We start from the raw sequence: 26,496 nt of genomic DNA, 5'->3' as shown, positions 1-26,496 counted from the left end.
TTAAATTTGGTTCAGCTCACGTAAACTTTGTAGTGGCGGTAAATTACAAAGATAACCGAGTCTATATCGGCCAATCAGAGCGCAAAGCAACATCATAGCAAGTGGTAAAATCAACCATATTTCAATATGCCACTGTAAAGCCATATTCATTTTATAACTTGCAATAGCGCTAATTACCTCGGCAAAACAGCAGGCAACAATGCCTGCTAACAAACCTAAAAAACCAATTTCCAGACTGAGCATCTGCTTCATTTTATTTTTAGAGAGACCAAATGAACGCAACAAAGCCACTTCTCGACGGCGTTCATCCATTAATAGATTTAAACAAGCAATTAAAACAAGTATTCCAGAAAAGCCAACTAACGCTGCAAGCACAGTCACGATTTTGACTAGAACATTCATTAAGCGCTTTACTTCATCTAAAATTCGATCAACATCAATAAAAACCGTATTGGAGAATTGCTGAATCATATGGATCATTTTAGGTTGATCTTGCTTAGGTACATAAAAACTGCCCAAGTAGCTACCAGCATTTTCATCTAAAGTTTTAGGTGAAAAAATAAAGAAAAAATTAGGACTAAAGCTTTCCCACTCAACGCTCCGAAAATTTATAACTTTAGCTTGCAAGCTACCTTCTGGCAGACTAAAAGTAAGCCTGTCACCAATCTGGATTCCTAGACTTTCTGCTGTTTTACTCTCAACTGAAACTTGGCCTACTGCATTAAATTCCGCTTGACCTTTTGTAATGACATTGTCATTTGGTAAAGCACTCGACTGCGTTAAATTTAATTCGCGGCGTAAAGCATTATTTTGCTTTATGGCTTCTTCTGAAAAAGGTACATCATTCTTTGCGAGTAACCGCCCACGAATGTTTGGATATAATGGTGTGCTTTGCCAACCATTTTGCTTTAACTGTTGCTCAAAGGCTTTTAAATCAAATGGTGGTAGACCATAAACAAACTGGTTTGGTGTTCCCTCTGGTAATTGCTGTTGCCAACGCTCTAATAAATCTGTTCTTAATACACTTAACACGGTAATGAGGCTTAAACCCAAAGCCAGTGCTGTAATTTGTAAGGCACTTTGCGATGCTGAACGAATATAAAAAGACAAACGGGTTTTCATCTTTTTTAAAGCACGGAGCAATAGCCAGACAACGGTGTAAAGTAAAATGCAAAGCAGAATAATCGCTGTTAGTACCCAAATACTGAGCATTAAATTTTCACTTAAAACTAAGCTAAAAATAACAAGACTGGTGATGCCTGCAAAAAACATAAAGAATAATGATTTTCGGGATTTTGCCTGTTCCCGAATAACACGGATGGGAGGAGTATTTAACAACTCCCAAATGCTTGGCAAAATGAATCCAAGTAGCACAATTACACTGGTAAAAATGGCAATTGGTAAGGGACCAAGTAAAAAACCAACCACAGAGAAACTTAACTCTAGTTGTGGAATCAGTTGTAGCATGAGCTCAAGCAAGCCATAGCCCATCATTATTCCTAAGAGACTACCGATCGCAATCGAAATTGCACTGACTACACAAAGTAACCTGATATAGGCCCATAAAATTTGAAACTTACTCGCACCTAAACAACGTATTAAAGCAATGTGATCTTGGTTTTGCTGAACATATCTTTGACTCGTTAAAGCAATGGCGATACCACACAATAAAATTGTTAAAATATTGGCCAATTGCAAAAAGGTATCTAGGTTTTCTAACGGACGTAATAATCTGCTATTTGATTCACTGGCATCGCGTAAACGTAACCCTATGGTTTCTTCCTGTTCATTTGCAGGTTGATGCTGTTGCTTAAATTGCCTTGAAAATGACTGAACCTGTTCAGGCTGACCAGACATTAACAGTCGATAATCGATTCTACTACCAGTTTGAATTGCATGAGTTTTAGCAATATCTGCTTGATGAATAATGACAGTAGGCGAAAAACCAGAAAAACCAAGTTCTTGATTTGAATCTCGCACAATCACGCCACTAAAGCGAAATGCCGCATCTGCAATAGATACCATATCGCCTAGTTTAACTTTAAGTAAATCGGCTGCCCTTTGACTCAACCATACTTCACCTGGTTGGATACCACGCGCTATAGGTTCAATCTCAAGCTTTCCTCTTAATGGGAATGCAGGTTCTATTGCTTTTACATTGACCATGACAAACTGATCTTGAGTATGTGCCATTGAACTAAACATGGTCACATTAGTCTGCTTTAAGCCAAGCTGATCTGCCCTTTTTTGCCATTTTGCGTCTATAGGTTCATTATTCGACAGAACCAAATCGGCTGCTAACATTTGCGCTGCTTGTAGACTTACCGCATTTTTAACTTGGTCATTACTAAACTTAAGAGCGGTGGTTGCACTGATCGCAAGTGAAAGCGCAATAATGAGTAAATATAAGCCCCCGGTACGCAAGCTTTGTAGCAAAAGTGGTTTGAGAAGATTACGCATAATTTAACCACCCTGTACCGTCTTTAGTCGGCCATCATCTAACTCGACATGTCGTTGGCAAAGTGCTGCCAAATTACGATCATGTGTGACCAAAATAAGTGTAGTACCAAGCTCCCGATTTAAATCAAAAAGAAGGGTTTCAATTTCTTGGGCGGTTTGACCATCGAGGTTTCCGGTCGGTTCATCGGCAAAAATAATTTGTGGCTCGGCAATGAGAGCCCGAGCAATTGCCACACGTTGTTGCTCTCCACCGGATAAGACCTTAGGCGTTTGTTCAGCTTGACGGCTTAAGCCTACCCGATGCAACCAATCTAAAGCTTTTTTCTCAGCAATTTTATAATCAAAATCTTTACGTAACCGAAGCGGTAACATCACATTTTCAAGTGCACTTAACTGTGGCAAAAGCTGAAAAGACTGAAATACAAAACCAATATGCTGCATTCGAATTTGAGCGCGCTGCTCTTCTGTTAACTTATGAACCGCCTGACCACATAACCACACCTCACCTTCAAAGGGTTGGTCTAAAGTCGCTAAAATACCCAGTAAAGTTGATTTTCCTGAACCAGAACGTCCTGTAATTGCTACCTGCTCCCCTTCATAAATATCTAAATCAATATTTTTTAAAATCGTAAATTGATTTTGGTTAATCTGAATAGTTTGTGTAACTTGATGGGCAGCAATGATAGGTTGTGGCATGATGTGAACAGTCCTATATATTGAGTATTCGGGTCGAAACACAAATGTATAAATCTTATTTGTTTGGTTCTAAAAGTCTCTTGCTCATCTCATTGAGCATGTTGCCCATGTTCGTCTCGGCAAAAACTATTTTAATTTTAGGAGATAGTATTAGTGCCGGTTATGGAATAGACCCTAAACAAGGTTGGGTACAATTACTACAAAAACGTTTAGACCAACAGTATCCCAAACAACATAAAGTGGTCAATGCAAGTGTGAGTGGGGAAACCACTAGTGGCGCTTTGGCACGATTACCAAAACTTTTACAAACGTATAAACCCGAGGTAGTTGTTATTGAATTAGGCGGGAATGATGGCTTACGTGGTCAACCACCACAAATGATTCAAAAAAATCTGTCTCAGCTCATTCAATTAAGCCAGAAGCAAAAAGCCAAGGTTATTCTTTTTGGTATGAAGATTCCGCCCAATTATGGCACGGCTTATAGCAAAGCATTCGAAAATAGCTACAAAACTGTAAGTCAAAAATATCAGGTGAAATTGCTACCGTTTTTTCTTGATGGCGTCGCTGGGCAAAAGCAACTAATGCAAAATGACTTGATTCATCCAAATACCCAAGCACAATCAAAATTACTGAATTTAGCTTACCCATACATAAAAGGTGCCCTATAGGCACCTTTTAGTTTCAAATTTTTCTAGACTGATTAGAAGTCAAAAAAAGTAACTTCACCAGTTTCTAGCGAATATTCAGCACCAACGACAATCAGTTCACCTTTTGCAATTAGATTTTCTAATACAGCCGAACCATGACGTAATTGGTTTACCGAAGCAAATACGTTTGAACGCACCGCATGACATGAGAGTTTTTTCAAGTCATTTTTTAAATCAGTCTGCATTAAAATCTCAACTGATGGACGAACACGGTTCACAATCGACATTAAGTTAGAAGATGGCGGGTGCTCAGGGTTCATCAACGTATCAATAGTCGCTTGAATCGCGCCGCAATGACTGTGTCCTAATACAACTACAACCGGACAGTCATAACGTTCTGCCGCGAACTCAACACTACCAACTTGTGAAGGTGCAACAACATTACCAGCAACACGGATTACGAATAAGTCACCAAGACCTTGATCGAATACCATTTCTGCTGGTACACGAGAATCTGAACAGCCTAATACAATTGCAAATGGATTTTGATCCTTTGCCATTTCAGCGCGTTCATGATGTGATAAGGTTTTTGCAAGGGAAGTATTTCCATTTACAAATCGTTGATTACCTGCTTTCAAACGATCTAAAACTTCTTGCGCAGTAGGCATTTTATATTTCCATTGTTTTTTCAAGGTTAGAAATCATTTTAATGTGTCAAAATTTGAATGTCACTGACAAAAAATAAATCCTTTTTCAGGAAATTTTTTTAAAATTTTAATTAGGTTTATAAGGAAGATCACCGCACAATTGCCTACTGTTTAGTGAAAAAATAGACATACTTTAGTTTATAGATTGACTATAATTTTCTTGATTCCAAACGTTTGGCAAATGACTCATTGGCAAAGTTTTTCAATAATTTTTCAAACTCGCTTAAGCATCAAGGATGAAATCTATGACAAGGCTGTCCGCCCCAATTAAAGCCTCTATGAAAAAAACTGCTACTGCACTGACTTTGGCTTGTAGCTTATTGTCAGTCATGAGCATTTCTCAAGCGCAGGCAGCCGATAATATTGATGTCAGCTTTCAAACAATATTACAGCAAGAACGTAACTGGGCAGGACTGCAAAGCAAAAGCCTAAAGGTGGGTGATATCACTTGGTCATATAGTGAAGGTGGCTCTAGCACAAAGCCAACTTTACTACTCATTCATGGCCTAGCGGGCAGTCGAGATAACTGGAACCGAGTTGCCCATTATCTCACGACAAATTATCACGTTATTATTCCTGACTTACCGGGCAGTGGCGAAACTATCGTCTCGCAAGACTTTGATTATTCGGTTCCCAACTTAGCTGAAAAATTACGTCGCTTTGTTGAAGCCGCCAATTTAAAAGGCCCAATTCATATTGCTGGGCACTCACTCGGCGGATCTATTGCCCTACTCTATGCTGGACAATATCCATTTGAAACCAAAAGTCTATTTTTAGTCGATAGCGGTGGTATTTTCCGTTCTGCCAACACAATTTATCTAAAAGATCCAACCTATCTAAAACAACTTTTAGTCTCTAAAAAAGGTGATTTTAATTATTTATTAAAACAAACCATGTTTAATCCTCCGTTTATTCCTAAAGAGTTCCTGCAAGCTCAAGAAAAACTGATGATTAATCAAGCACCTCAAACCCAGAAACTGGTTGATCAATTGATTGCACTCAATAAAGTCTATACCCCAGATTCCTTTGCGGTACTTACTAAAACGATTGACGCCCCTACACTCATTTTATGGGGTAAACAGGATAAAATTATTAATGTAGAAGTAGCAAACGAGCTAAAACGGCTTTTAAAAAATGCCCAGCCTCCAGTTATCTTAGAAAACGTAGGCCATATGCCAATTTTGGAAGCTGAACAGTTGGTTATCCAACAATACGTACCGTTTTTACTGAAAGTAGAAACAAACCAGTCGTCAAAAACGACAACACCTTAAATAAAACTTCCGATTTGTGAGACCTTATGTCTACCCAACCCATTATTGAAAAACTTATTGAAGCTCATCTAGATTTTTTAGATGAGCAGTTTGCTCAGGCTCAGGTGATCCAACAAGAGTTTGAGCAGTTTTATCATTGGTTGGGGAGTCGACAATTACAACACCTTTGGACGTTTGAACAGGTTCAACAGCTCATTCAAAAGCAGATTTTAGACACACCCGCTTCGGATTTTCTTATTGAACAGATTGCGGAGCATATCCGCTTTGCACTGATCCATCCTGCAAATGACACCGCAACTGTTGAAGACGTTATTCCTGTTTTAACCATTGATCGAATTGCACAATATGTTGCCAGTAAAGAAGAGCACCGTAAAAAACTCATTAAAACAATTGTGAATAACCCTGCCTTTTCAGCACTGTTGACTCAATTGATTCAGCAAACAATGCATGATTATTTAGATGAATCTATGTCAAAACGCGTGCCTGGTGTAGGTCGTTTTATGAAGATGGGCAAATCTGTATTAGAAACAGTAACCGACTCTAATCTTGACGATACCATTAACCATTACTTGCAAAAGAATATTTTAAAACTCAGCCAGATGAGTGAGCGTGTTTTAAACCAACATTTTGACAATGATAAGCTCTACCATTTTCAGGCAAATGTTTGGCATAAAGTTAAAACCTCGCCACTTTCTGTTTTAAAAAACTATATAGAAGTTCAAGATTTAACAAAAACTGTTGGCCTAGGACATGAAATCTGGGACCACATTCGTCAAACTGATTATCTAAAACAGCAAGTACATGATGGTATCTATACTTGGTATGTACGTAATCAGGAACGTAATTTTGATTTGTTGCTCCGTGATCTTAATATTGACGAAAATTTAGTGAAGCATGAACTCACCGAATTGCTTGTACCCGTACTACAACAATTAGTCACAACAGGACATTTAAGACGTCGTGCCCGTGTGTACTTAGAGAAGTTTTATTATTCTGAAAAAGCATTAGAGATTTTAAATAATAAAGGCGCTTAAAGCGCCTTTATTATTTTATTGATTAAAAAGAATATTTTAAAGATGCGTAATAAGCTCGACCTGGCTCATTATAAGTTTGGCTAATAGAATTGCTGTCTCTTAAAATTTGTTTATCAAACAGATTACTCACACCAACACGCGTACTAATTTGGTCTGAAAACTTATAACCAACATTAATACCAGCGGTACTATAACTTTTTACCGTACTTGGCTTAAGCGCAGAATTCGCACCTCCTGAACCTATACCGGATTCAAGTCTATTCTCTGCAAATTGACGTGATTTTTGACGACCATATTGAGTAAATACAAAATTTACATCCAATTGATCAGTAATGTCATAATCAAAAATTGAGTTAATTGTATAGATTGGAACTAAAGATAATGGATTCCCAGTTTGCTTGTCTTTCGAGTCCATCATGTAGGTAAAGTTATTAGTCCAGCGAATATCACCGAAATCTAATCCCAAACTTCCTTCAAAACCTTGAATTAAGGCTTTAGGCGTATTTTCCCAACGCAAAATATTCCACTTCGTATTGGTCACAGCTCCTGTATTTGCATTTGTACTTGAGCCATCAACTGTTCCAACAACATGAGTACCCGCAACAATCTTATCTTTATAATCATTACGGAACCAAGTTAAGCTCGCATTCACGATATCTTTTTGGAACTGAATACCGAGCTCTTTGTTTACCGATGTTTCAGGTTTTAAATCACCATTACCTTGTAATAAACAACGCGACTCAATATTAGCAGGGCAGCCATTGCCATTTGTACTTAATAAATACCCTTCGGCATTTTGATACATATTTGGTGCTTTATAAGCTTTTGCTACCCCACCTTTTAAAGTGAAATAATCATTGAGTTTTTGAGTAATATTTAAGCTTGGGCTCCAATTAGAACCAGATTTACTATGGTCATCAAAACGTAAACCTAATACAACATCTGTGCTGTCTGTAACTTTCAGGTTATCTTCAATATATGCAGAAGCAATACGTGACTCCATTTTACTACGATCACCTTTCGCTAATTGATCGCCATAACCTGAACCACTGCTGTCTTTACCTTGAGTTGTCGAGACATTATCTTTAAATCTGTCTTCAACCCATTCGGTACCTACAGTTAATACTTGGGGTAAATAGTATTCAAAAGGAATATTAGCCTCGCCGTTAAAGCGAAGAGTTTCTAAACGCGAAGTGGCTTTATCATCAAGATTATTAATTTTTCCTTCTACACTTCCCGCCAAGCCTTCAGGTAGACGTTTGTTATGGGTCTTATCATATTGAGCAACTAACTTACTCTTACCCCAAGACCAATCACCTTCGTGCGTTAATGCATAGCTATCACGATACATGGTATTGGTTTCTTTACCAATCAGCTGTGAAAGAATCGCATCCGCTTCAGCATTTGCATTTAACTGAGAGTCACCAGAATAAATATTACCTTGTTTGCTAGAAGAAATATCGAGCAAGACAGTTTGCTGGTCTGTTGCCTGCCAAGCTAAACGGCCTGAAATATCTTTATTTTTAACACCTTCACGGCCAGCTGCGGTACTACCAATTGATTTATTAATATCAACATCGTCAGCTTCTGTTTTATTATAATTACCATATAAACGATAAGATAAAACGTCCTTAATTAGTGGCCCACTTACGTTAAAACCAACACGATTTGATGAACCTTCTTTGGAGTCTTCAGGCTGTGAAGTATAGAACTCTACTGAACCATGAGTTTCATTAGTCACTTTTTTAGTAATGATGTTAACCACCCCACCTGCCGCACCAGAACCATATCGAGCAGCTGCTGGTCCGCGTAAAACTTCGATTGACTCGATGGCTTCTGCTGGTACCCAGTTTGAGTCGCCTCGTGTATCACGCTCTCCTTTCCAGCCATAACGGACTGAATTACGAGAGTTAATTGGCTTACCATCCACTAAAATAAGCGTGTTTTCAGGGCCCATTCCGCGAATATCAATTTGTCTATTATTACCACGCTGCCCAGTAGCACTATTGCCTGTCAGGTTGACACCTGGCATACGACGTACATAGTCAGAAATATCATTACGAACTGGTAGTTTTTCTAAATCTTCTTTGGTAATAACCGATACACCGAGCGATTGCTTCACTTGCTCTTCTGCTGTTACAAAAATTGTTTCCAATTTCACAGGTTCAGCAGGCTTTTCTAATGTTTGTTCAGCTTGTTCTTGCTCATTTTGTGCAGCAAAAGCCATAGACATCATACTTGCCAGTACTGAAACAGAAAGCACTGACTGGATAATACGCTTCGACATAAGTATTCCCAATATATTGATTTATTAAACATCTCTCATTTTCAGTTTCGCATTGTAACAAAGATAAATAAAATTACAAATGATATTGATAATAATTATCATTATTTATATTGTATAATAAAAAAACCTCATTCCGAGGCTTTTTTATTTCACTTTTCAAATAATTTAATTATTTGAAATAAGCACCTTCTGCTTGTGTATGGTCTGTTTGGTCAACCACACGTTGTAGTTCAGGAATGTGTTCTTTCAAAGTTGTTTCAACACCTTGTTTTAAAGTCACATCAATTGCTGAGCAACCTTGGCAACCGCCACCAAATTTCAATACAGCAGTAAGACCATGTTCAGGGTCATCTTGCACTTCAACTAAGCTACAGTTACCGCCGTGTCCTGCAAGACCCGGGTTAATTTCTGCTTGAAGTACATAGGTAATACGCTCTTCAATTGATGCATCAGGCCCTACGCGCGGCACTTTAGAGTTTGGAGCACGGAAAGTTAACTGACCACCAAAACGATCTTTGTTGTAGTCAATAACTGCGTCTAAAAGATAAGGGATAGACGGCGCATCAATATATGCAGGGAAATCAGGATAGTCCTGTTTGTAATCCGTCGGCACCACTTCTTCTGGTGCACTATATGCCATACAGCACTCTGCACGTGGTGTACCCGGATGTTCAACAAAAATTCGAACGCCAATTCCCGGAGTATTTTGCTTCGCCAATAATTCGTGCAAATACTCTTGTGCAGATGGTGTAATCAAAAGGTTCGGAATTTCTTCTGCAACAGCAGTGTTGGTGTTCTCAGTCGACATAACAATATTCCTCAAGCTGATGCCTTTATATTAACCGAAGATGAGGTGGATTTAAAAAAAATCAACTAAATTTGTCGGATTTATACACAACAGGGTTTCAAGTTGTGTTTTTAATGGCATTATTGCCATCAGTATTGATCATTTTTAAATATTTCTTATGTTGCATTTGCCGTTTAATCACACCATTACTCTTATTATTATTACGGTCATTGTGTCTTTACTTGCTTTTAGCAATCAAAATGTCATGAACCGTTTGATCTTCTGGCCGCCTGCAATGCAACGTGGACAATTTGATCGATTCATTACTCATGGTTTTATCCATGCAGATGGTACACATTTGCTCTTTAATATGATTACCCTGTTTTTCTTTGGCAGCATCATCGAAAGTTTTTATCGCCAATATTTTTATGACATGGGTTTTGTGCTGTTCTATTTAGGCGGATTAATTTTTGCGATCTTGCCAAGCTACCTACAACATAAAAATGATGCAAACTGGGCAAGTCTAGGTGCTTCAGGAGCCGTATCTGCTGTTCTGTTTGCGTATATTTTATTTCAGCCGTGGAAGCTGATTTTTGTATTTTTCATCCCTGTGCCAGCTATTATTTTTGCAGTTCTCTATGTTGCTTATAGTATTTGGGCAGGTAAACGTGGTAATAGTCATATTAACCATAGTGCACATTTATGGGGGGCAGCTTACGGCGTAATTGTAACGATTTTGATTGAGCCAAGAGTGATTCCTCATTTCTTAGATCAACTTACTCGCCTACCTTTTTAAATCCATATTTTTGAGAAAAGCCCAATATGGGCTTTTCTTTTTTTCTCATTTATTTATCAAGATAAATTCTCAGATATTTTTCTGATTTTCTTTGATCAATTCCTTGTTTTGATTGCAAAAACCATCTGATTAAACTCAAGCACAATTCTTTTAATAATTCAGATGATACAATGAAGTACAAAGCTCTTCTATCTAGTCTTTCCATTGCTTTATTTAGCTTATCTTTAGCTGGATGTAACGATAATGATTCACAAGAAACTGCAGTAAGTACACCAAAGCAGCCGAATATTTTATTCATTATGGCCGATGACTTAGGCTATTCAGATTTAGGAGCTTTTGGTGGCGAAATTCATACCCCAAACATTGATAGTTTAGCGCAAGAAGGTCGAATTTTAACTGACTATCACACTGCACCTACATGCTCGCCTACTCGTTCACAACTCATTTCTGGTACTGATCATCACTTGGCAGGCATAGGTGCTATGGCAGAGCTTACCCCTGATCATTTAAAAGGACAGCCTGGCTACGAAGGCTATTTAAATGAACGCTCACTATCGATTGCTCAGGTGCTCAAAGATAATGGTTATCGAACTTATATTAGCGGTAAATGGCATTTGGGATTAACACCTGAAACCAATGCACATGCTAAAGGTTTTGATCATTCATTTACCTTATTACAAGGTTTAGACCACCACTTTAAACAAGCTCCAAGTGCGTTTAAGCGAAATTCAACCTATACCGAAGATGGACAAATTATTCCTATTTCAGCATTGCCTGATGACTTTTTCTCGACCAATTATTTTACCGACAAATTACTTAGCTATTTAGAGTCAGGTAAAAATAGTGGCAAACCATTTTTTGCCTATGCAGCCTATACAGCACCCCACTGGCCTATACAAGCGCCAGCAGAATACCGTGAAAAATATCGTGGCGTTTATGACGTTGGTTACGATGCTATCCGTAATGCCCGTATTGCACGCCAAAAGCAACTTGGAATTATTCCAGTAAATTTTGAGGCTGCCGAACCAATTGCGACTCAAAATGCTCCACAAAAATATGGCAAGTGGAATGAGTTAACAGCTGAACAAAAAGCGCTTGAAGCACGCAAAATGGAAATCTACGCAGGCATGGTAGAAAATCTCGACGCCAATGTAGGCCGAATTATTCAATATCTCAAACAAAATAATCTTTATGACAACACTTTAATTTTCTTTGTTTCTGATAATGGCGCAGAAGGTTTTGTTCGCGGAAGCTATGGTAGTGAATCAGGCTTTGATAATTCTGTAGCAAATGTAGGTACCCCTACTTCTTATCATTACATTGGTCCACGTTGGGCCGAGGTCAGTGCAGCACCTTTCCATTTATGGAAAGATACAGCTGGTGAAGGTGCAACTACCGCTCCTGCTATTGTGAAATTACCAAACCAAAAGAAAGCTGAAGAAACCAATCATAGCTTTGCATCGGTACTCGACGTTTTTCCAACATTATTAGATTATGCTCATATTCCAGTACCTCAAGGGCAATATAAAGGCCGAACCATTAATACGCCAAGCGGTTATTCTTGGAAGTCTGTACTTGAAAATAAATCACAAACGATACGCCCTGCCAATTTCAGTTTTGCTGATGAATTGCATGGTAGTAAATATGCAAAACAAGGCGAATGGAAAATTGCACTTCAAGGTCGCCCTGAATTAGGAACAGGTTCTTGGGAGCTCTATAACATTGCCACTGATCGTGGAGAAAATCACAATGTTGCGCAGCTATACCCTGCAAAAGTTCAAGAGCTATTAGCGGTTTATCAAAAATACACTGAACAAAATGGCGTACAGGAATATAACGCCAAATGAAATTGAAATTGGTTTTAAGTACTACAATCGGCCTGTTGTTCATCACAGGTTGTAGCAAGTCTGAACATAACGCTGACGCTAAAACGGTTTTACCAAAGCATGCCATTCAATCGGCTGCTTTGGGTTCCATCGAACAGTGTAAGAGCTATACAGGACTTCCTACAGACTGGCTTAAAAATACAACCGCAGGCATGGTATTCATTCCAGATGGGCATTTTAATTTTGGTTCTGAAAAAGCTTATCCAGATGAACTTAACTTTGGAAAAAAACAGCGGGAAGTTAAAGGTTTCTGGATTGATCAAACTGAAGTCACTGTTGCTCAGTTCGCGAGTTTTGTGAAGGCAACTGGTTATATCACCGATGCTGAAAAACAAAAACAAGCTGCTGTTTTTTCTCCAGACCCCCATCACCCTCAGCAATGGTGGCAACTTAAGACAGGATATACATGGAAAACACCAAACGGCAAAAATGGTGCACTTCCTAACCCTCATGAACCTGTACGCTACGTAACTAAAAATGATGCTGAACATTATGCAGTTTGGCTAGGACGTGATTTACCCACAGAACTTGAATGGGAATATGCAGCTAAAGCAAACTCACCAACTGATACTCCTTTACATCAAGCACCTACCGATGAGCACCAGCATCCACAAGCGAATTACTGGCAAGGTGCATTTCCCTTTGAAAATCTGAACCAAGATCATTTTACTGGTATTGCGCCTGTCGGATGTTTTAAACCTAACGGTTTTAAACTATTCGATATGATTGGAAATGTTTGGGAATGGACATCTTCTCCTTATCAAGGTGCGCACGACCAGCACATGGGTAATTATTCGGCTTTAAGGCAACAAGAAATGAGCAGTACTCAATATGTGATTAAAGGTGGATCGTTTTTATGTGCTGAAAATTACTGTTCACGTTATCGTAATAGTAGCCGCTATCCCCAAGATTTTGATTTAGCCGCCACCCATGTGGGTTTTAGAACGATTTTACGCTCTCCTTAATTTCTTCTTAATTTAGCTGCTAAAAGATATTTTTTAACCAAAAACCGATCGAAATATAATCAAAACATTTCTATAGTAAAAGGGAGAATGATAAAAAAGCGAGAACAACATGAAAACATTACTTCTTTGTGCCGCAGCAATTTTCACAATGTCATTATCAGCCTGTGCAGTACATACACCTGAGGGTAGTATTGTGATTGATCCTGACTCTCCATATTACGGACACCCGGGAGATTTTTGCCCACCTGGACAGGCGAAAAAAGGACGTTGTTAGAAGTACTCTTTTAAAGTCATTAGATAGAGACTTCTATTAAACGATGAACTGAATACCTAAATGGAGGGTTCCAGCCCAAAATTAGATGGGATGAAACTAGAAAATTATGGTGTAAAAAATCACCATATCCCCAAGATTTTTAAAAGACAATCTTACGTTGTCTTCTATCTAGTTTCACCCCAATTCTTTCTTATTTCGTTTGACTTTTCTGATCATTTAATAAAAAAGTCTAGTTTTTACTCATCGTTGTATCTTTTTATTGATACATTTTGATCATTTTACCTTCAGGTCAAACCTGATGAATTCGCTCTATACAAAATAACTATTTATGTAACGTAAGTCTATAAAAATGTTCTAAAAATGTGAAAAAAAATGAAGGTAAAATGCGATGTAATTATCATAAAAAATGACTCATCTTATATTCATCACAAAAATATTGAATTTTATTTTGGCAGTTATTGCCACACGTTTCTTTTCGTTGGCATAGATAATGTATACACCTGTATATTAACCTTATCGTACAAGCGAGATATTTTATGTCCAGCCAGAGTCCAGCCGAAGGTCTACAATTTCCGATTCACGCCTCGATAAAAAAGCAAAGCACGTCTCTTACAGGCCAAGAGATTTTGTCAGAAGCTTTATCTATTGTAGATAATAAAACTGCTCAACAGATTTTGGCTGAAAAAAATTGGCGAAAAAATTATCCTATTTACTTTAAGGCACTTGTTAAGCACGGAATTACTAACAGCAATAATCCAATTACCATTGCAAAACAGGGATTGCATAAGGCTCATCATCTTTTTGATTATTACCGCGATGGTAAACACTATCTTTTAAAAGATGCTCTACACATCCCCACTTCTACACCTTTAAATACAGTAAAATTTAAAGGCGAAAGTGAAGCTGCACCAGAATGGTATGTTCCATATAAAGGTCAAAAACTGAGCGGGCAAAGCTTACTTGACCAAATTCAAAAATGGGAAAATGCAGGTATTATTGAACCAAGCCATGCTAAGGCTTTACGCGAAGCTGCTGCTCATCCTGAATGGTTTGATTTATCTGACCGTACGATGGTGTTATTTGGTGCAGCCTCAGAAGCAGGACCATTACCTTGGCTAGCAAGATGGAAAGCGAATATTGTTGCAATAGATTTACCAAACCCACGAGTTTGGGGGAAAATTCTAAATACAATCCAGCAAGGAAACGCAACGCTTATTGCACCAAGTATTGAAAAAATTGACTCTTCGGCAAAAGCTTCAGCATTGAGAGATAAATTGGGTGCTAATTTATTAACGCAAATACCAGAAATTGCCCAATGGTTAGTTCAATTTCCTCAAAAATTAGACTTGGCTGCTATTGCTTATTTAGACGGAGAAAAACATGTCCGTGTTTCTATGGCAATGGACAGTATTATGCAATATGTGAGTGAACATAAACCTGATACCAGCTTAATGTTTATGTGCACACCAACCGATGTTTATGCAGTACCAAAAGAAGTTGCAGAAGCTGCTCAAGAGAAATTTAAATCTCGTTCACAACTACAAAAAATGGCTGTGAAAGGTGTTTCTACACTCTCACTCAAACGTTTTTTTCAAGCACCTTATCAAGATTTGATTACTAGCGAAAATGGCAAAACTTATGGTATTGCAGACTGTTTGGTAGTTGAACAAGGGCCAAACTACGCTTTGGCAAAACGTATTCAACAATGGCGTGCGACACTTGCCCGTCATCAAGGTCAACGTGTAAGTATTAATATTGCACCATCTACCACAACTCATTCGGTCACAAAGAATCCACTCCTTAAAGCTGCTTTTAATGGCGCAGAACTTTTTGATGTAGAAGCATTTAGTCCAGAAACCACGAATGCCATTATGGCAGCGTTATGGATTCATGACTTAAGAAATGATTCTTCTGTTGCAAACCCTGAAACCGTACTCGACCACCCTCTAGAGTTGATGATGGAAGGTGCCAATCATGGTGGTCTATGGCGTGTGGCTTATTTGGCCCGTACAGCTCTTCCTTTTGCTGCCATCTATGGCTTTGCAGCCGAGAAACTTCCATTTAGGAAATTTTCTAAAAAATAATAACGTTGAAAGCCCAATTTTAGAATTGGGCTTTTTTGTGCAATTAATTGCGTTGGCTATACGTTAAATACTTTTGCATTTCATCAGGTGGAACCATTCCTCCTCCTGTCGCCCATACCACATGTGTCGCATGCTGTAACTTTTCAGCTGACAATTGATGCAAAGCCAAATAATCAGGAGTAGTTTGCACATAATATGGCCCCATCATGCCCGCCGCCGCCGAGGGTTCAACTTGAATATTCTCAGTTTGATTTAAAAGCGCAATGAGTTCATATAAACATTCATCATGAATGGTGTAGTAACCGTCAATTAACTGCTGCATAGCACGTCCGACAAAACCAGAAGCACGGCCAACAGCTAATCCATCTGCCGCAGTGATGTTATCTAAACCAATGTCATTTACTGAAATCTGATCATGCAGGCCTGTATAAACGCCAAGTAACATACATGGAGAGTGAGTCGGTTCTGCGAATATACAATGTACATGCTCACCAAAAGCGAGTTTTAACCCAAAGCTCACCCCACCAGGTCCGCCCCCTACTCCGCATGGCAAATATACAAATAAAGGATGATCTGCATCGACTTTAATTTGCTTTTGTTCAAACTGTTGTTTTAAACGCAAACCTGCAACTGCATAACCTAAAAATAAAGTAGTCGAATTCTCATCATCAATAAAAAAACAAAATGGGTCCTGTTCGGCTGCCTTACGTCCTTCTTCTACAGCAACTCCGTAATCACTGGCATATTCCACCACATTTACACCAAGTGAACGTAGCTTATCTTTCTTCCATTGCCTTGCATCGGCAGACATATGTACCGACACTCTAAACCCAAGCTTCGCGCTCATAATACCGATTGATAAACCAAGGTTACCGGTAGAACCTACTGCAATTTGATATTTGGAAAAAAATGTTCGAAATGAGTCTTGGTCTAATTTACTGTAATCATCTTCTAGCTTGAGAAGCCCTGCCTCAATGGCTAATTTTTCAGCATGGGCCAATACTTCATAAATACCGCCACGTGCCTTGATTGAACCCGAAATAGGTAAATGGCTATCTTTTTTCAGCCAAAGTTTCCCTGTAAGTGTCTTATGCTTTTGTAGCGATAGAGCTTGTTGCATCTCCGCAATTTCTACTAGTGCTGATTCAATTTTTCCATGCTGGGCTTGAGTTTCAGGAAAGACTTTTGCCAAATAAGGTGCGAAACGCGCTAGCCTTGCTTCTGCTTCTTTTACATCCTGTTCTGTAAGACACACTTTCGCTAGTGCTTCGTTTAAAGGATAACGGTGAGGGTTAAACCAAAATGTTTCTTGATAGGCTTGAAGTGTTTCAATAAGTGGAAATTGTTGTTTTAACTGATCTATTTGAACCGCATTCATAATATATCCTGATATAAAAGTTTAAGCCCAACCTATAAAGCTGTTTTGATGGCCTATAACAACTTATTAATTTATAGATGAATGTACATGAAAAATAGTCTCAACTTTAAAAACTAAACAAATAAAAAAGCCACTGTGAACAGTGGCTTTAATTTTTTAAATGCTTTTATACAAACTGTAAGAATAACCAGTACAAACCACCCGACAAACAGATGGTTGCAGGAAGTGTAAATACCCATGCAGAGAGAATTGTTTTTACAGTATTGAAATTCAGGCCTGATTTATTGGCAACCATAGTACCTGCAACAGCGCTGTTTAAAACGTGTGTTGTTGAAACCGGCATACCTAAACCATCTGCTGCAGCAATTGTACTCATTGCAACAAGCTCAGCAGACATCCCTTGACCATAAGTCATGTGATGCTTACCAATACGCTCACCGACAGTTACCACAATACGTTTCCAGCCAACCATAGTACCAAGTCCAAGCGCTAATGCGACCGCCACTTTCACCCAGTTTGGAATGTATTGTAAGAATGAATCCAAGCTACTACGATAATCTTTCACAAGCTTTTTCTGTGAGTCATCCATTTTTGGTAAAGCATCTGCCTTATCCAAACGCTTAAACGTCGTTGTGCTCAAATACATGTCATTACGGATTTCGCTAATTGCAGCTTCTGGAATATCTTTTAAGTTGCTATAGCTAGAAACACGCTCACCCAAATGGTCAGTCATGCTTGCCAATGCAGGCACAACTTCAGGCGTTTGTTGCTTGGTTTGAATGTATTTAGTTAAAACCGCACGCGCTTTTTCGTCAGTCAATTCTGGTTGATTTTGGTTTAACAAAACCGCAGTTTGAGAAGAAAGCTGATGGAATGATTGAACCTGCTGTGTATCGAGGTTTTTATTTAATGAATAAGCTAATGGCACCAAACCAACCAAAATCAGCATGATAAGACCCATACCTTTTTGGCCATCATTAGAACCATGTGCAAAACTCACACCTGTACAGGTAAAGATAAGAATTGCGCGAATGATTGCTGGTGGTGGCTTATTTCCTTCAGGTGGCTGGAATAATTCTAATTGGCGTTTGAAAATAGTTTTAACCAACAAGAATACAATTGCCGCAAAAGCAAAACCAATTAAAGGAGAAAATAATAATGCCTTACCTACTTTAATCACCTGATCCATATCAACACCACTGGTCGTTACGCCAGTCGATGCACTCAACAGATGATTCATAATACCCACACCTAAGATTGAACCAATCAAGGTATGAGAGCTAGAAGCAGGAATTCCCAAGAACCAAGTACCAAGATTCCAAAGAATTGCAGCGATCAACAATGCAAAAACCATTGCAAAGCCAGCACCACTGCCCATGTTCATAATAAGTTCAACTGGAAGCAATGCAATAATGCCATACGCAACAGCACCACTTGCGACCATTACCCCAAGGAAATTACAAAAACCTGCCCACATGACTGCAACCGGTGCAGGCAAAGCATTTGTATAAATAACCGTTGCAACTGCATTAGCAGTGTCATGGAAACCGTTTACAAATTCAAAGCCTAGTGCAATCAAGAGTGCAGTAGATAAAAGAATAACTGAATAAAGGCTTAAAGGTGGAACATGCGCTAAATCAGCACTGACCTGAAACCCAATATAAATAAGTGTTGCAATAATAATCGTCAGAAACACCGGCATAAAAAACTTAGGTGTCGGGACATGTACATTCGTCGATTTTGCTTGCAGGTTTGCCGCAAGTTTTGAATCCGAAACAGGGGGTAGATTAGAATTCATGCAGACGGTAAGAGGATAATAAAATCCTCTGTATTCTTAAATTAAATTATGACAATTATATGACAAAGAGGCGCCTGATGAAGTCAATTTTTTATATTTTGACCTCATTTGATGCACCTTTCCCCGACTGTTTTTATTTTTTTATTAAAATACAATAATTTAAACCATTAATTATGAGCTCCTTTTGTGCTTATTTTTACAGCAAAAAATAAATAAAATTACCGATATGTCTATTTTTCATACAAAGCAACTGTAATATTTCGGCATATTGAGCATGAAATATTTCAATATCATGATCATTTGATGAATATTTCATGAAAATTCTTTTGTTTTTGACATAAAGCGATCTCTTTTTTAACTTTTTAGTCAGCTACACCTGACCTTCGTAGATCATCATTTGTGCTGCTATTCTGTTACAATAGCGCCGCATTTTTAAATTCATATAAAGATCGGGGTTTTCTATGTCTACGCTTGCCACCCTAAAAGCGCTTCTTGCTAAACGCATTCTGATTATTGATGGTGCAATGGGAACCATGATCCAGCGCCATAAATTGGAAGAAGCTGACTATCGTGGTGAGCGTTTTGCTGATTGGGCACATGACTTAAAAGGTAACAATGACCTTTTGGTTCTAACACAGCCTCAAATCATTCAAGGTATTCATGAAGCCTACCTCGATGCTGGTGCAGACATTATTGAAACCAACAGCTTTAACGGTACACGTGTTTCAATGTCTGACTATCACATGGAAGATCTTGTTCCAGAGATTAACCGTGAAGCAGCACGTTTAGCTAAAGCAGCTTGCGAAAAGTATTCAACGCCAGACAAGCCTCGTTTTGTGGCAGGTGTACTTGGGCCAACATCTCGTACATGTTCAATCTCTCCAGATGTGAACAACCCTGCTTTTCGTAACATTAGCTTTGATGAACTAAAAGAAAATTATATTGAAGCGACTCATGCACTAATTGAAGGTGGTGCAGACATTATCCTGATCGAAACTGTATTTGATACTTTAAACTGTAAAGCAGCGATTTTTGCAGTCAAAGAAGTCTTTAAACAAATTGGTCGCGAATTACCAATTATGATTTCAGGGACCATTACCGATGCATCAGGCCGTACTTTAACAGGTCAGACAGCGGAAGCTTTCTGGAACTCGGTTCGTCATGGCGATTTGCTTTCAATCGGTTTTAACTGTGCCCTTGGTGCAGATGCCATGCGCCCTCACGTAAAAACTATTTCCGATGTCGCAGATACCTTTGTTTCAGCGCACCCAAATGCAGGCTTACCAAACGCATTTGGTGAATATGACGAAACTCCAGAGCAAACTGCAGCTTTCTTAAAAGAGTTTGCTGAAAGCGGTTTGATTAACATTACTGGTGGTTGCTGTGGTACGACACCAGACCATATTCGAGCTATTGCCAATGCGGTAAAAGACATTGCGCCTCGCCAAGTGCCTGAAACCGTACCTGCTTGCCGCTTAAGTGGTTTAGAACCATTTAATATTTATGATGATTCATTGTTCGTAAACGTTGGGGAGCGTACTAACGTTACCGGTTCTAAAAAATTCTTACGTCTCATTCGTGAAGAAAACTTTGCAGAAGCTTTAGAAGTTGCACAGCAGCAGGTTGAAGCTGGCGCACAGATTATCGACATTAACATGGATGAAGGGATGCTCGATTCGCAAAATGCGATGGTGCATTTCTTAAACCTTGTAGCATCCGAACCGGACATTTCACGTGTACCGATCATGATTGACTCATCGAAATGGGAAATCATTGAAGCCGGCTTAAAATGCGTACAAGGTAAACCGGTTGTTAACTCAATTTCCTTAAAAGAAGGTTATGACGAGTTTGTTGAAAAGGCCCGCCTCTGCCGTCAATATGGTGCTGCAATTATTGTGATGGCCTTTGACGAAGTAGGTCAGGCCGACACTGCTGAACGTAAACGTGAAATCTGTAAGCGCTCTTATGACATTTTGGTTAACGAAGTAGGCTTCCCTGCTGAAGATATTATTTTTGACCCGAACGTGTTTGCAGTTGCGACTGGTATTGAAGAACATAACAACTACGCAGTCGATTTTATTGAAGCAACGGGCTGGATTAAACAGAACTTACCGCACGCCATGATTTCTGGTGGTGTGTCTAACGTTTCGTTCTCATTCCGTGGCAATGAACCAGTTCGTGAGGCCATTCACTCTGTATTCTTGTACCATGCCATCAAGCAAGGCATGACCATGGGTATTGTGAACGCAGGTCAAATGGCTATTTATGATGATATTCCTACCGAGCTAAAAGAAGCGGTTGAAGATGTCATTTTAAACCAAAATCAAGGTGAGTCTGGTCAAGTCGCGACTGAGAAACTACTTGAAGTTGCAGAAAAATACCGTGGACAAGGTGGTGCAACAAAAGAAGCCGAGAACCTTGAATGGCGTAATGAGTCAGTTGAAAAACGTCTTGAATATGCCTTGGTTAAAGGTATTACGACTTATATTGACCAAGACACCGAAGAAGCCCGCTTAAAATCAAAACGTCCTTTAGATGTAATTGAAGGGCCACTGATGGACGGCATGAACGTCGTCGGTGACTTGTTCGGTTCAGGCAAAATGTTCTTGCCACAAGTTGTAAAATCTGCCCGAGTCATGAAACAAGCAGTAGCATGGCTCAACCCGTACATCGAAGCTGAAAAGACCGAAGGACAGTCTAAAGGTAAAGTCCTAATGGCAACGGTTAAAGGTGACGTACACGATATTGGTAAAAATATTGTAGGCGTAGTACTTGGCTGTAATGGCTATGACATTGTTGACCTTGGCGTAATGGTCCCTTGCGAGAAAATCTTACAAACTGCAATTGATGAAAAATGTGACATCATTGGACTGTCTGGTCTGATCACCCCATCTTTAGATGAAATGGTATTTGTTGCTAAAGAAATGCAGCGTAAAGGCTTTAACATTCCTTTATTAATTGGTGGCGCGACTACTTCTAAAGCACATACAGCAGTAAAAATTGACCCTCAGTATCAAAACGATGCGGTAATTTATGTTGCCGATGCTTCACGTGCTGTTGGTGTAGCGACAACCTTGCTTTCGAAAGAAATGCGTGGAGCATTTATTGAAGAGCATCGTGCTGAATATGCCAAAATTCGTGAGCGTTTAGCCAACAAACAACCAAAAGCAGCCAAACTGACTTATAAAGAGTCGGTTGAAAATGGTTTTAAAATTGATGAAAGCTACGTGCCACCAAAACCAAATCTTTTGGGAACACAAGTTTTAAAGAATTATCCGCTTGCTACACTCGTGGATTATTTTGACTGGACGCCATTCTTTATTTCTTGGAGTTTAACTGGCAAATTCCCGAAAATTTTAGAAGATGAAGTGGTCGGCGAAGCAGCAACTGACCTTTACAACCAGGCACAAGCGATGTTGAAAGATATTATCGACAACAATCGTTTTGATGCTCGTGCTGTATTTGGTATGTTCCCTGCTCAGCGTACAGATGCAGATACCGTCAGCGTATTTGATGAAGCTGGTCAAAATGTTACGCATACTTTTGAGCACTTACGCCAGCAATCTGACAAGGTGACAGGCAAACCAAATTTATCCTTGGCAGATTACATTCGAGCTGATCGCGAGCAGCAAGACTACTTGGGCGGATTCACTGTATCGATTTTTGGTGCAGAAGAACTGGCAAATGAATACAAAGCCAAAGGTGATGACTACTCTGCAATTTTAGTGCAGTCATTAGCTGACCGTTTTGCCGAAGCTTTTGCCGAACACTTACATGAACGTATTCGTAAAGAGTTCTGGGGCTATAAAGCTGATGAGCAGCTCAGCAATGAAGAACTGATTAAAGAGAAATATGTCGGTATTCGCCCTGCACCAGGCTACCCTGCTTGCCCAGAGCACTCTGAAAAAGCAGTGTTGTTCGACTGGTTAGGTTCTACCGACAAAATCGGCACCAAACTGACTGAGCACTTTGCAATGATGCCGCCATCTTCAGTAAGTGGTTTCTATTATTCTCATCCTCAGAGTGAATACTTTAACGTGGGTAAAATCTCTCAAGACCAACTTGAAGATTATGCAAAACGTAAAGGTTGGACACTGGATGAAGCGAAGCGTTGGTTAGCTCCGAATTTAGATGACTCGATTGTTTAAGTTCTTAAATAACCCTGTTTAAAAATAGGGCGTGAAGGAATTCCCCATCACGCCCTTTTCAATTTGAAAGTTTAATCTTTCTACTTCAAATGTGCCTTAATCTTCTCTTTAACTGCTTCAGTTGAAATACCATATCGATCATGCAAAGTGGGTAATGCGCCTGCATCTAAAAATGCATCTGGCAAACCAATCATATCAAAACGAGGATGTTGACCATTTCTTAAAAGTAGTGAGCCGACAGCTTCTCCTAACCCACCAATGACTGAATGATTTTCGGCAGTTAAAACAGGTCGGCCACCTTTTGCGACTTCATCCAAAATAGTTTGTTCATCTAAAGGCTTAATGGTAGGCACATGCAGCACTGAAACCTCAATGCCCTCTTTTTCAAGTTCTTCAGCTGCCTCAAGCGCACGCATGGTCAATAAACCAGTCGAAATAATGAGTAAATCTTTACCCGGTTTAATCACCTGTGCCTTACCCAATTTAAACTGGTAATTATATTTATCGAGCACTAACGGAACTTGTCCACGCAATAAACGCATATATACGGGGCCATTATGCGCGGCAATCTGAGGAATCGCCTGTTCGATTTCTAAGGCGTCACATGGATCGATAACCATCAAGTTCGGCATAGCACGGAAAATTGCAATATCATCTGTTGCCTGATGACTTGGGCCATAACCCGTGGTTAACCCCGGAAGTGCCGCCACAATTTTGACGTTCAGGTTATCCTCTGCAATTGCCATACAAATAAAGTCATAGGCACGGCGTGATGCAAACACGGCATAGGTCGTCGCAAAAGGAACAAATCCTTCACGAGCAAGTCCTGCTGCTGCGCTCATCAAAAGTTGTTCTGCCATGCCCATTTGGAAAAACTTGTCTGGGTTTTCTTTTGCAAAAATATGTAGGTCTGTATATTTTGACAAATCGGCTGATAAACCTACGATATCGTCACGATCTTTTGTCAAGGAATTGAGTGCATGTCCAAATGGAGCTGGTTTGGTCGGTTGGCCCTCCGCAGCAATAGAAGCAATCATTGCCGAAGTGGTTAGTTTTTTCTTAGGAGGATTAGCTAACTGGCTCATGGTATACTCCTTACTGTCCGTAGTGGGTCAAAATATTTAAAGCGTCGTCCCATTCATGTTCATCAACACGAATGAAATGTGTTTTTTCGCGGCTTTCCAAGAACGACACGCCTTTACCCATTTTGGTGTCACAAATAATGACTCTTGGGCATGCTCCCTCATAGTTTCGTGCCTGATCGAATGCCTCAAGCAGAGCTTCCATGTTGTTGCCATCTACACGCTGGGTGTACCAACCAAATGACTGCCAACGATCAACAATTGGCTCAAATGCTAAAATTTCGCTGGAGTGCCCATCTGCCTGCTGATTATTCACATCAATAATGGCAATCAAGTTATCTAGTTTCCAATGCGAAGCAGACATCACTGCCTCCCATGTTGAGCCTTCATTTAACTCTCCATCAGAAAGTAAGTTATAGACAAAAGCATCTGATTTTTTCTGTTTCAGCCCTAGACATGCACCGACTGCAATTCCAAGACCATGACCCAATGAGCCACCTGTAATTTCCATACCCGGTGTGTAAGAAGCCATACCCGACATCGGTAGACGACTGTCATCTGCACCGTAGGTTTCAAGTTCTTCAAGCGGGATAATTTTTGCTTCGATTAAGGCTGCATAGAGTGCAATTGCATAGTGTCCAATAGAAAGATAAAAACGGTCACGGCCTTCCCATTCAGGGTTTTCAGGCTGATATTTCATGGCATGGAAATAAGATACTGCCAGTAGATCTGCTGCACCTAAAGCTTGTCCAACATAGCCTTGGCCTTGTACTTGCCCCATGCGTAAAGCATGTTGGCGAATGTGGTAGGCACGTTGTTGCAACTCGGCAATTTGGCCTACTTTATCAACATTTAACATTGTCTTTTACTATTCCTTATTAACGATTGACCAGTTTTGCCGGAACACGCAGAACCAGACTGGCACCGAAAATTAATACTGCTGTGATTAAGAACATGCCGATTGCATTTGAACCCGTGTTAGTAGTGACCCAACCGATTAAATAAGGTGAGCAAAATCCGGCAAGGTTGGCAAAGCTATTGACGGCTGCAATACCTGCCGCAGCGGAAACACCACCCAAAAAGTTGGTCGGTAACATCCAGAACAAAGAGGATGCTGTCAGCACACCTGAGGCTGCGATGCAAAGGCAAATTAAAGAGAGCGTTAGATTTGAAGCGAATAAAGTCGCAAATGTGAGTGCTATAGCACCTGCACACATCGGAATAATTAAGTGCCAGCGGCGTTCTTGGAAATGGTCGCCGCTACGCCCCGCCAAAATCATGACCACAATGGCACACATATAAGGCAGGCTTGTGAGCAAACCAATATGCCAGTTATCACTAATGCCCGAGTTACGAATGAGAGTTGGCAACCAAAATGTAATTGCGTATTGGCCCATCACTACACAAAAGTAGATACCTGCGAGTAGCCATAAACGTTTATCTGCGATGAACTCTTTGACGCTAGCATGACCTTCTTTGTGCTGGTTATCCTGAGCAAGCTCTTGCTTCACCAAGTTCTTTTCGTCTTGGGTTAACCAGTTGGCGTCTTGAACTGAATCTTTTAAAACAGCTAGTACAAGTAAGCCGACAATCACTGTGGGAATAGCTTCGATCACAAACATCCACTGCCAGCCAAACCAACCATGTACACCGCTCATTCGGTCCATGATTAAGCCTGAAAGTGGGCCACCAATCATTCCCGAAATTGGAATTGCGATAAACCAAAGTACGGTCATGCGTGCACGGCGGTAAGACGGGAACCAGTAAGTGAGGTAGAGCAACAAACCCGGAGCTAGTCCAGCTTCAGCGACACCCAGTAAAAAACGTAAGGTGTAAAATTGCCATTCGGTTTGAACAAAGGCAAAACAGCCTGACAAAATGCCCCATGTAATCATGATACGGGCAATCCAACGTCTTGCGCCTACCTTGTGAAGTACAATGTTACTTGGTACTTCACAAAGAAAATAACCAATAAAGAAAATCCCTGCGCCTAGCCCATATACAGCTTCACTAAACTGTAAATCGCTCATCATTTGGAGCTTGGCAAAACCCACATTTACCCGATCTAAATAGGCACAAAAATAACAAAGCATTAAAAATGGCATGAGCCGAAATGCAATTTTTCGATACGCCGATTTACGAACCGTTGTATCTACTTCAGATGAAAATACTGTATCCATCATGCGAATCCCTTTA

At 39.7% G+C, this 26,496-nt stretch carries 19 protein-coding genes; 9 read left to right on the top strand and 10 right to left on the bottom strand.

Features of this window, described 5'->3' with window-relative positions:
• Together EG365_RS13460 and EG365_RS13455 are read right to left on the bottom strand one after the other, a co-directional pair.
• Entirely contained in the window at nt 1–2,460 is a 2,460-nt protein-coding gene (locus EG365_RS13460) for an ABC transporter permease (RefSeq protein ID WP_001245177.1), read from the bottom strand.
• Nucleotides 2,461–2,463: 3 nt separating this feature from the next.
• On the bottom strand, nt 2,464–3,156 hold the full coding sequence (locus EG365_RS13455) for an ABC transporter ATP-binding protein (protein WP_001136089.1): 693 nt from the start codon (nt 3,154–3,156) through the stop codon (nt 2,464–2,466).
• Between the two features lie 44 nt (nt 3,157–3,200).
• On the opposite strand from EG365_RS13455, the gene EG365_RS13450 reads away from it, so the two are divergent.
• On the top strand, nt 3,201–3,824 hold the full coding sequence (locus tag EG365_RS13450) for an arylesterase (RefSeq protein WP_002075186.1): 624 nt from the start codon (nt 3,201–3,203) through the stop codon (nt 3,822–3,824).
• Between the two features lie 32 nt (nt 3,825–3,856).
• Here EG365_RS13450 and EG365_RS13445 read toward each other — a convergent pair whose 3' ends face one another.
• Nucleotides 3,857–4,471, bottom strand: a complete 615-nt coding sequence (locus EG365_RS13445) for a carbonic anhydrase (protein ID WP_001141695.1) — start codon at nt 4,469–4,471, stop codon at nt 3,857–3,859.
• A gap of 284 nt (nt 4,472–4,755) precedes the next feature.
• On the opposite strand from EG365_RS13445, the gene EG365_RS13440 reads away from it, so the two are divergent.
• Complete coding sequence (locus tag EG365_RS13440; protein ID WP_000197531.1) at nt 4,756–5,781, top strand: alpha/beta fold hydrolase; 1,026 nt, start codon at nt 4,756–4,758, stop codon at nt 5,779–5,781.
• 26 nt (nt 5,782–5,807) lie between these two features.
• Entirely contained in the window at nt 5,808–6,815 is a 1,008-nt protein-coding gene (locus EG365_RS13435; protein ID WP_000107246.1) for a hypothetical protein, read from the top strand.
• Nucleotides 6,816–6,837: 22 nt separating this feature from the next.
• On the opposite strand, the gene EG365_RS13430 is transcribed toward EG365_RS13435, so the two are convergent.
• On the bottom strand, nt 6,838–9,102 hold the full coding sequence (locus tag EG365_RS13430; protein WP_000044170.1) for a TonB-dependent siderophore receptor: 2,265 nt from the start codon (nt 9,100–9,102) through the stop codon (nt 6,838–6,840).
• A gap of 169 nt (nt 9,103–9,271) precedes the next feature.
• The gene (gene nfuA / locus EG365_RS13425) at nt 9,272–9,910 is read right to left on the bottom strand and encodes a Fe-S biogenesis protein NfuA (protein ID WP_000102721.1); all 639 of its coding nucleotides are present in this window, start codon (nt 9,908–9,910) and stop codon (nt 9,272–9,274) included.
• A gap of 157 nt (nt 9,911–10,067) precedes the next feature.
• On the opposite strand from nfuA, the gene EG365_RS13420 reads away from it, so the two are divergent.
• The 5 genes from EG365_RS13420 (at nt 10,068) to EG365_RS13400 (ending at nt 15,894) form a co-directional block, all read left to right on the top strand.
• Nucleotides 10,068–10,685, top strand: a complete 618-nt coding sequence (locus EG365_RS13420) for a rhomboid family intramembrane serine protease (protein WP_000902940.1) — start codon at nt 10,068–10,070, stop codon at nt 10,683–10,685.
• A gap of 170 nt (nt 10,686–10,855) precedes the next feature.
• Nucleotides 10,856–12,532: an arylsulfatase gene (locus EG365_RS13415; protein WP_000875353.1), complete on the top strand. Its 1,677-nt coding sequence runs from the start codon at nt 10,856–10,858 to the stop codon at nt 12,530–12,532.
• Nucleotides 12,529–13,536: a formylglycine-generating enzyme family protein gene (locus EG365_RS13410; protein WP_000769049.1), complete on the top strand. Its 1,008-nt coding sequence runs from the start codon at nt 12,529–12,531 to the stop codon at nt 13,534–13,536. The genes EG365_RS13415 and EG365_RS13410 overlap by 4 nt, the downstream gene beginning before the upstream one ends.
• Before the next feature lie 109 nt (nt 13,537–13,645).
• Nucleotides 13,646–13,810, top strand: coding sequence for a hypothetical protein (locus EG365_RS13405; RefSeq protein WP_000854551.1), 165 nt, complete (start codon nt 13,646–13,648; stop codon nt 13,808–13,810).
• A 536-nt stretch (nt 13,811–14,346) separates the two neighbouring features.
• A complete protein-coding gene (locus EG365_RS13400) occupies nt 14,347–15,894 on the top strand; it encodes a hypothetical protein (protein WP_000098357.1) in 1,548 nt (515 codons plus the stop codon).
• Between the two features lie 43 nt (nt 15,895–15,937).
• Here the strand turns inward: EG365_RS13400 and EG365_RS13395 are convergent, their stop codons facing one another.
• Both EG365_RS13395 and EG365_RS13390 read right to left on the bottom strand, forming a co-directional pair.
• Nucleotides 15,938–17,272 carry a D-serine ammonia-lyase gene (locus tag EG365_RS13395; RefSeq protein ID WP_000994873.1) on the bottom strand — a complete coding sequence of 445 codons (1,335 nt, stop codon included), beginning with the start codon at nt 17,270–17,272 and terminating at the stop codon, nt 15,938–15,940.
• Nucleotides 17,273–17,438: 166 nt separating this feature from the next.
• Nucleotides 17,439–19,070 carry an inorganic phosphate transporter gene (locus EG365_RS13390; protein WP_001087641.1) on the bottom strand — a complete coding sequence of 544 codons (1,632 nt, stop codon included), beginning with the start codon at nt 19,068–19,070 and terminating at the stop codon, nt 17,439–17,441.
• Nucleotides 19,071–19,531: 461 nt separating this feature from the next.
• Here EG365_RS13390 and metH point away from each other — a divergent pair, with 461 nt between their 5' ends.
• Nucleotides 19,532–23,218 carry a methionine synthase gene (metH, locus tag EG365_RS13385; RefSeq protein ID WP_000105333.1) on the top strand — a complete coding sequence of 1,229 codons (3,687 nt, stop codon included), beginning with the start codon at nt 19,532–19,534 and terminating at the stop codon, nt 23,216–23,218.
• Nucleotides 23,219–23,298: 80 nt separating this feature from the next.
• On the opposite strand, the gene EG365_RS13380 is transcribed toward metH, so the two are convergent.
• Genes EG365_RS13380 through EG365_RS13370 form a run of 3 tightly spaced genes read right to left on the bottom strand, consistent with a single transcriptional unit; the run spans nt 23,299 to nt 26,480 of the window.
• Nucleotides 23,299–24,303 (bottom strand): transketolase family protein, encoded by a 1,005-nt coding sequence (locus EG365_RS13380; protein ID WP_000080253.1) that lies wholly within the window; start codon nt 24,301–24,303, stop codon nt 23,299–23,301.
• Nucleotides 24,304–24,313: 10 nt separating this feature from the next.
• A complete protein-coding gene (locus EG365_RS13375) occupies nt 24,314–25,159 on the bottom strand; it encodes a transketolase (RefSeq protein WP_000935661.1) in 846 nt (281 codons plus the stop codon).
• Nucleotides 25,160–25,178: 19 nt separating this feature from the next.
• Nucleotides 25,179–26,480, bottom strand: coding sequence for an MFS transporter (locus tag EG365_RS13370; protein WP_000381874.1), 1,302 nt, complete (start codon nt 26,478–26,480; stop codon nt 25,179–25,181).
• Nucleotides 26,481–26,496: the final 16 nt, after the last annotated feature.

Origin of the sequence: Acinetobacter sp. FDAARGOS_494 (genome assembly GCF_003812225.1) — a bacterium.
Taxonomy (GTDB): Bacteria; Pseudomonadota; Gammaproteobacteria; order Pseudomonadales; family Moraxellaceae; genus Acinetobacter; species Acinetobacter baumannii.
The sequence above is the reverse complement of the archived record's forward strand: the minus strand, read 5'-3'. Positions and strand labels throughout refer to the sequence as shown.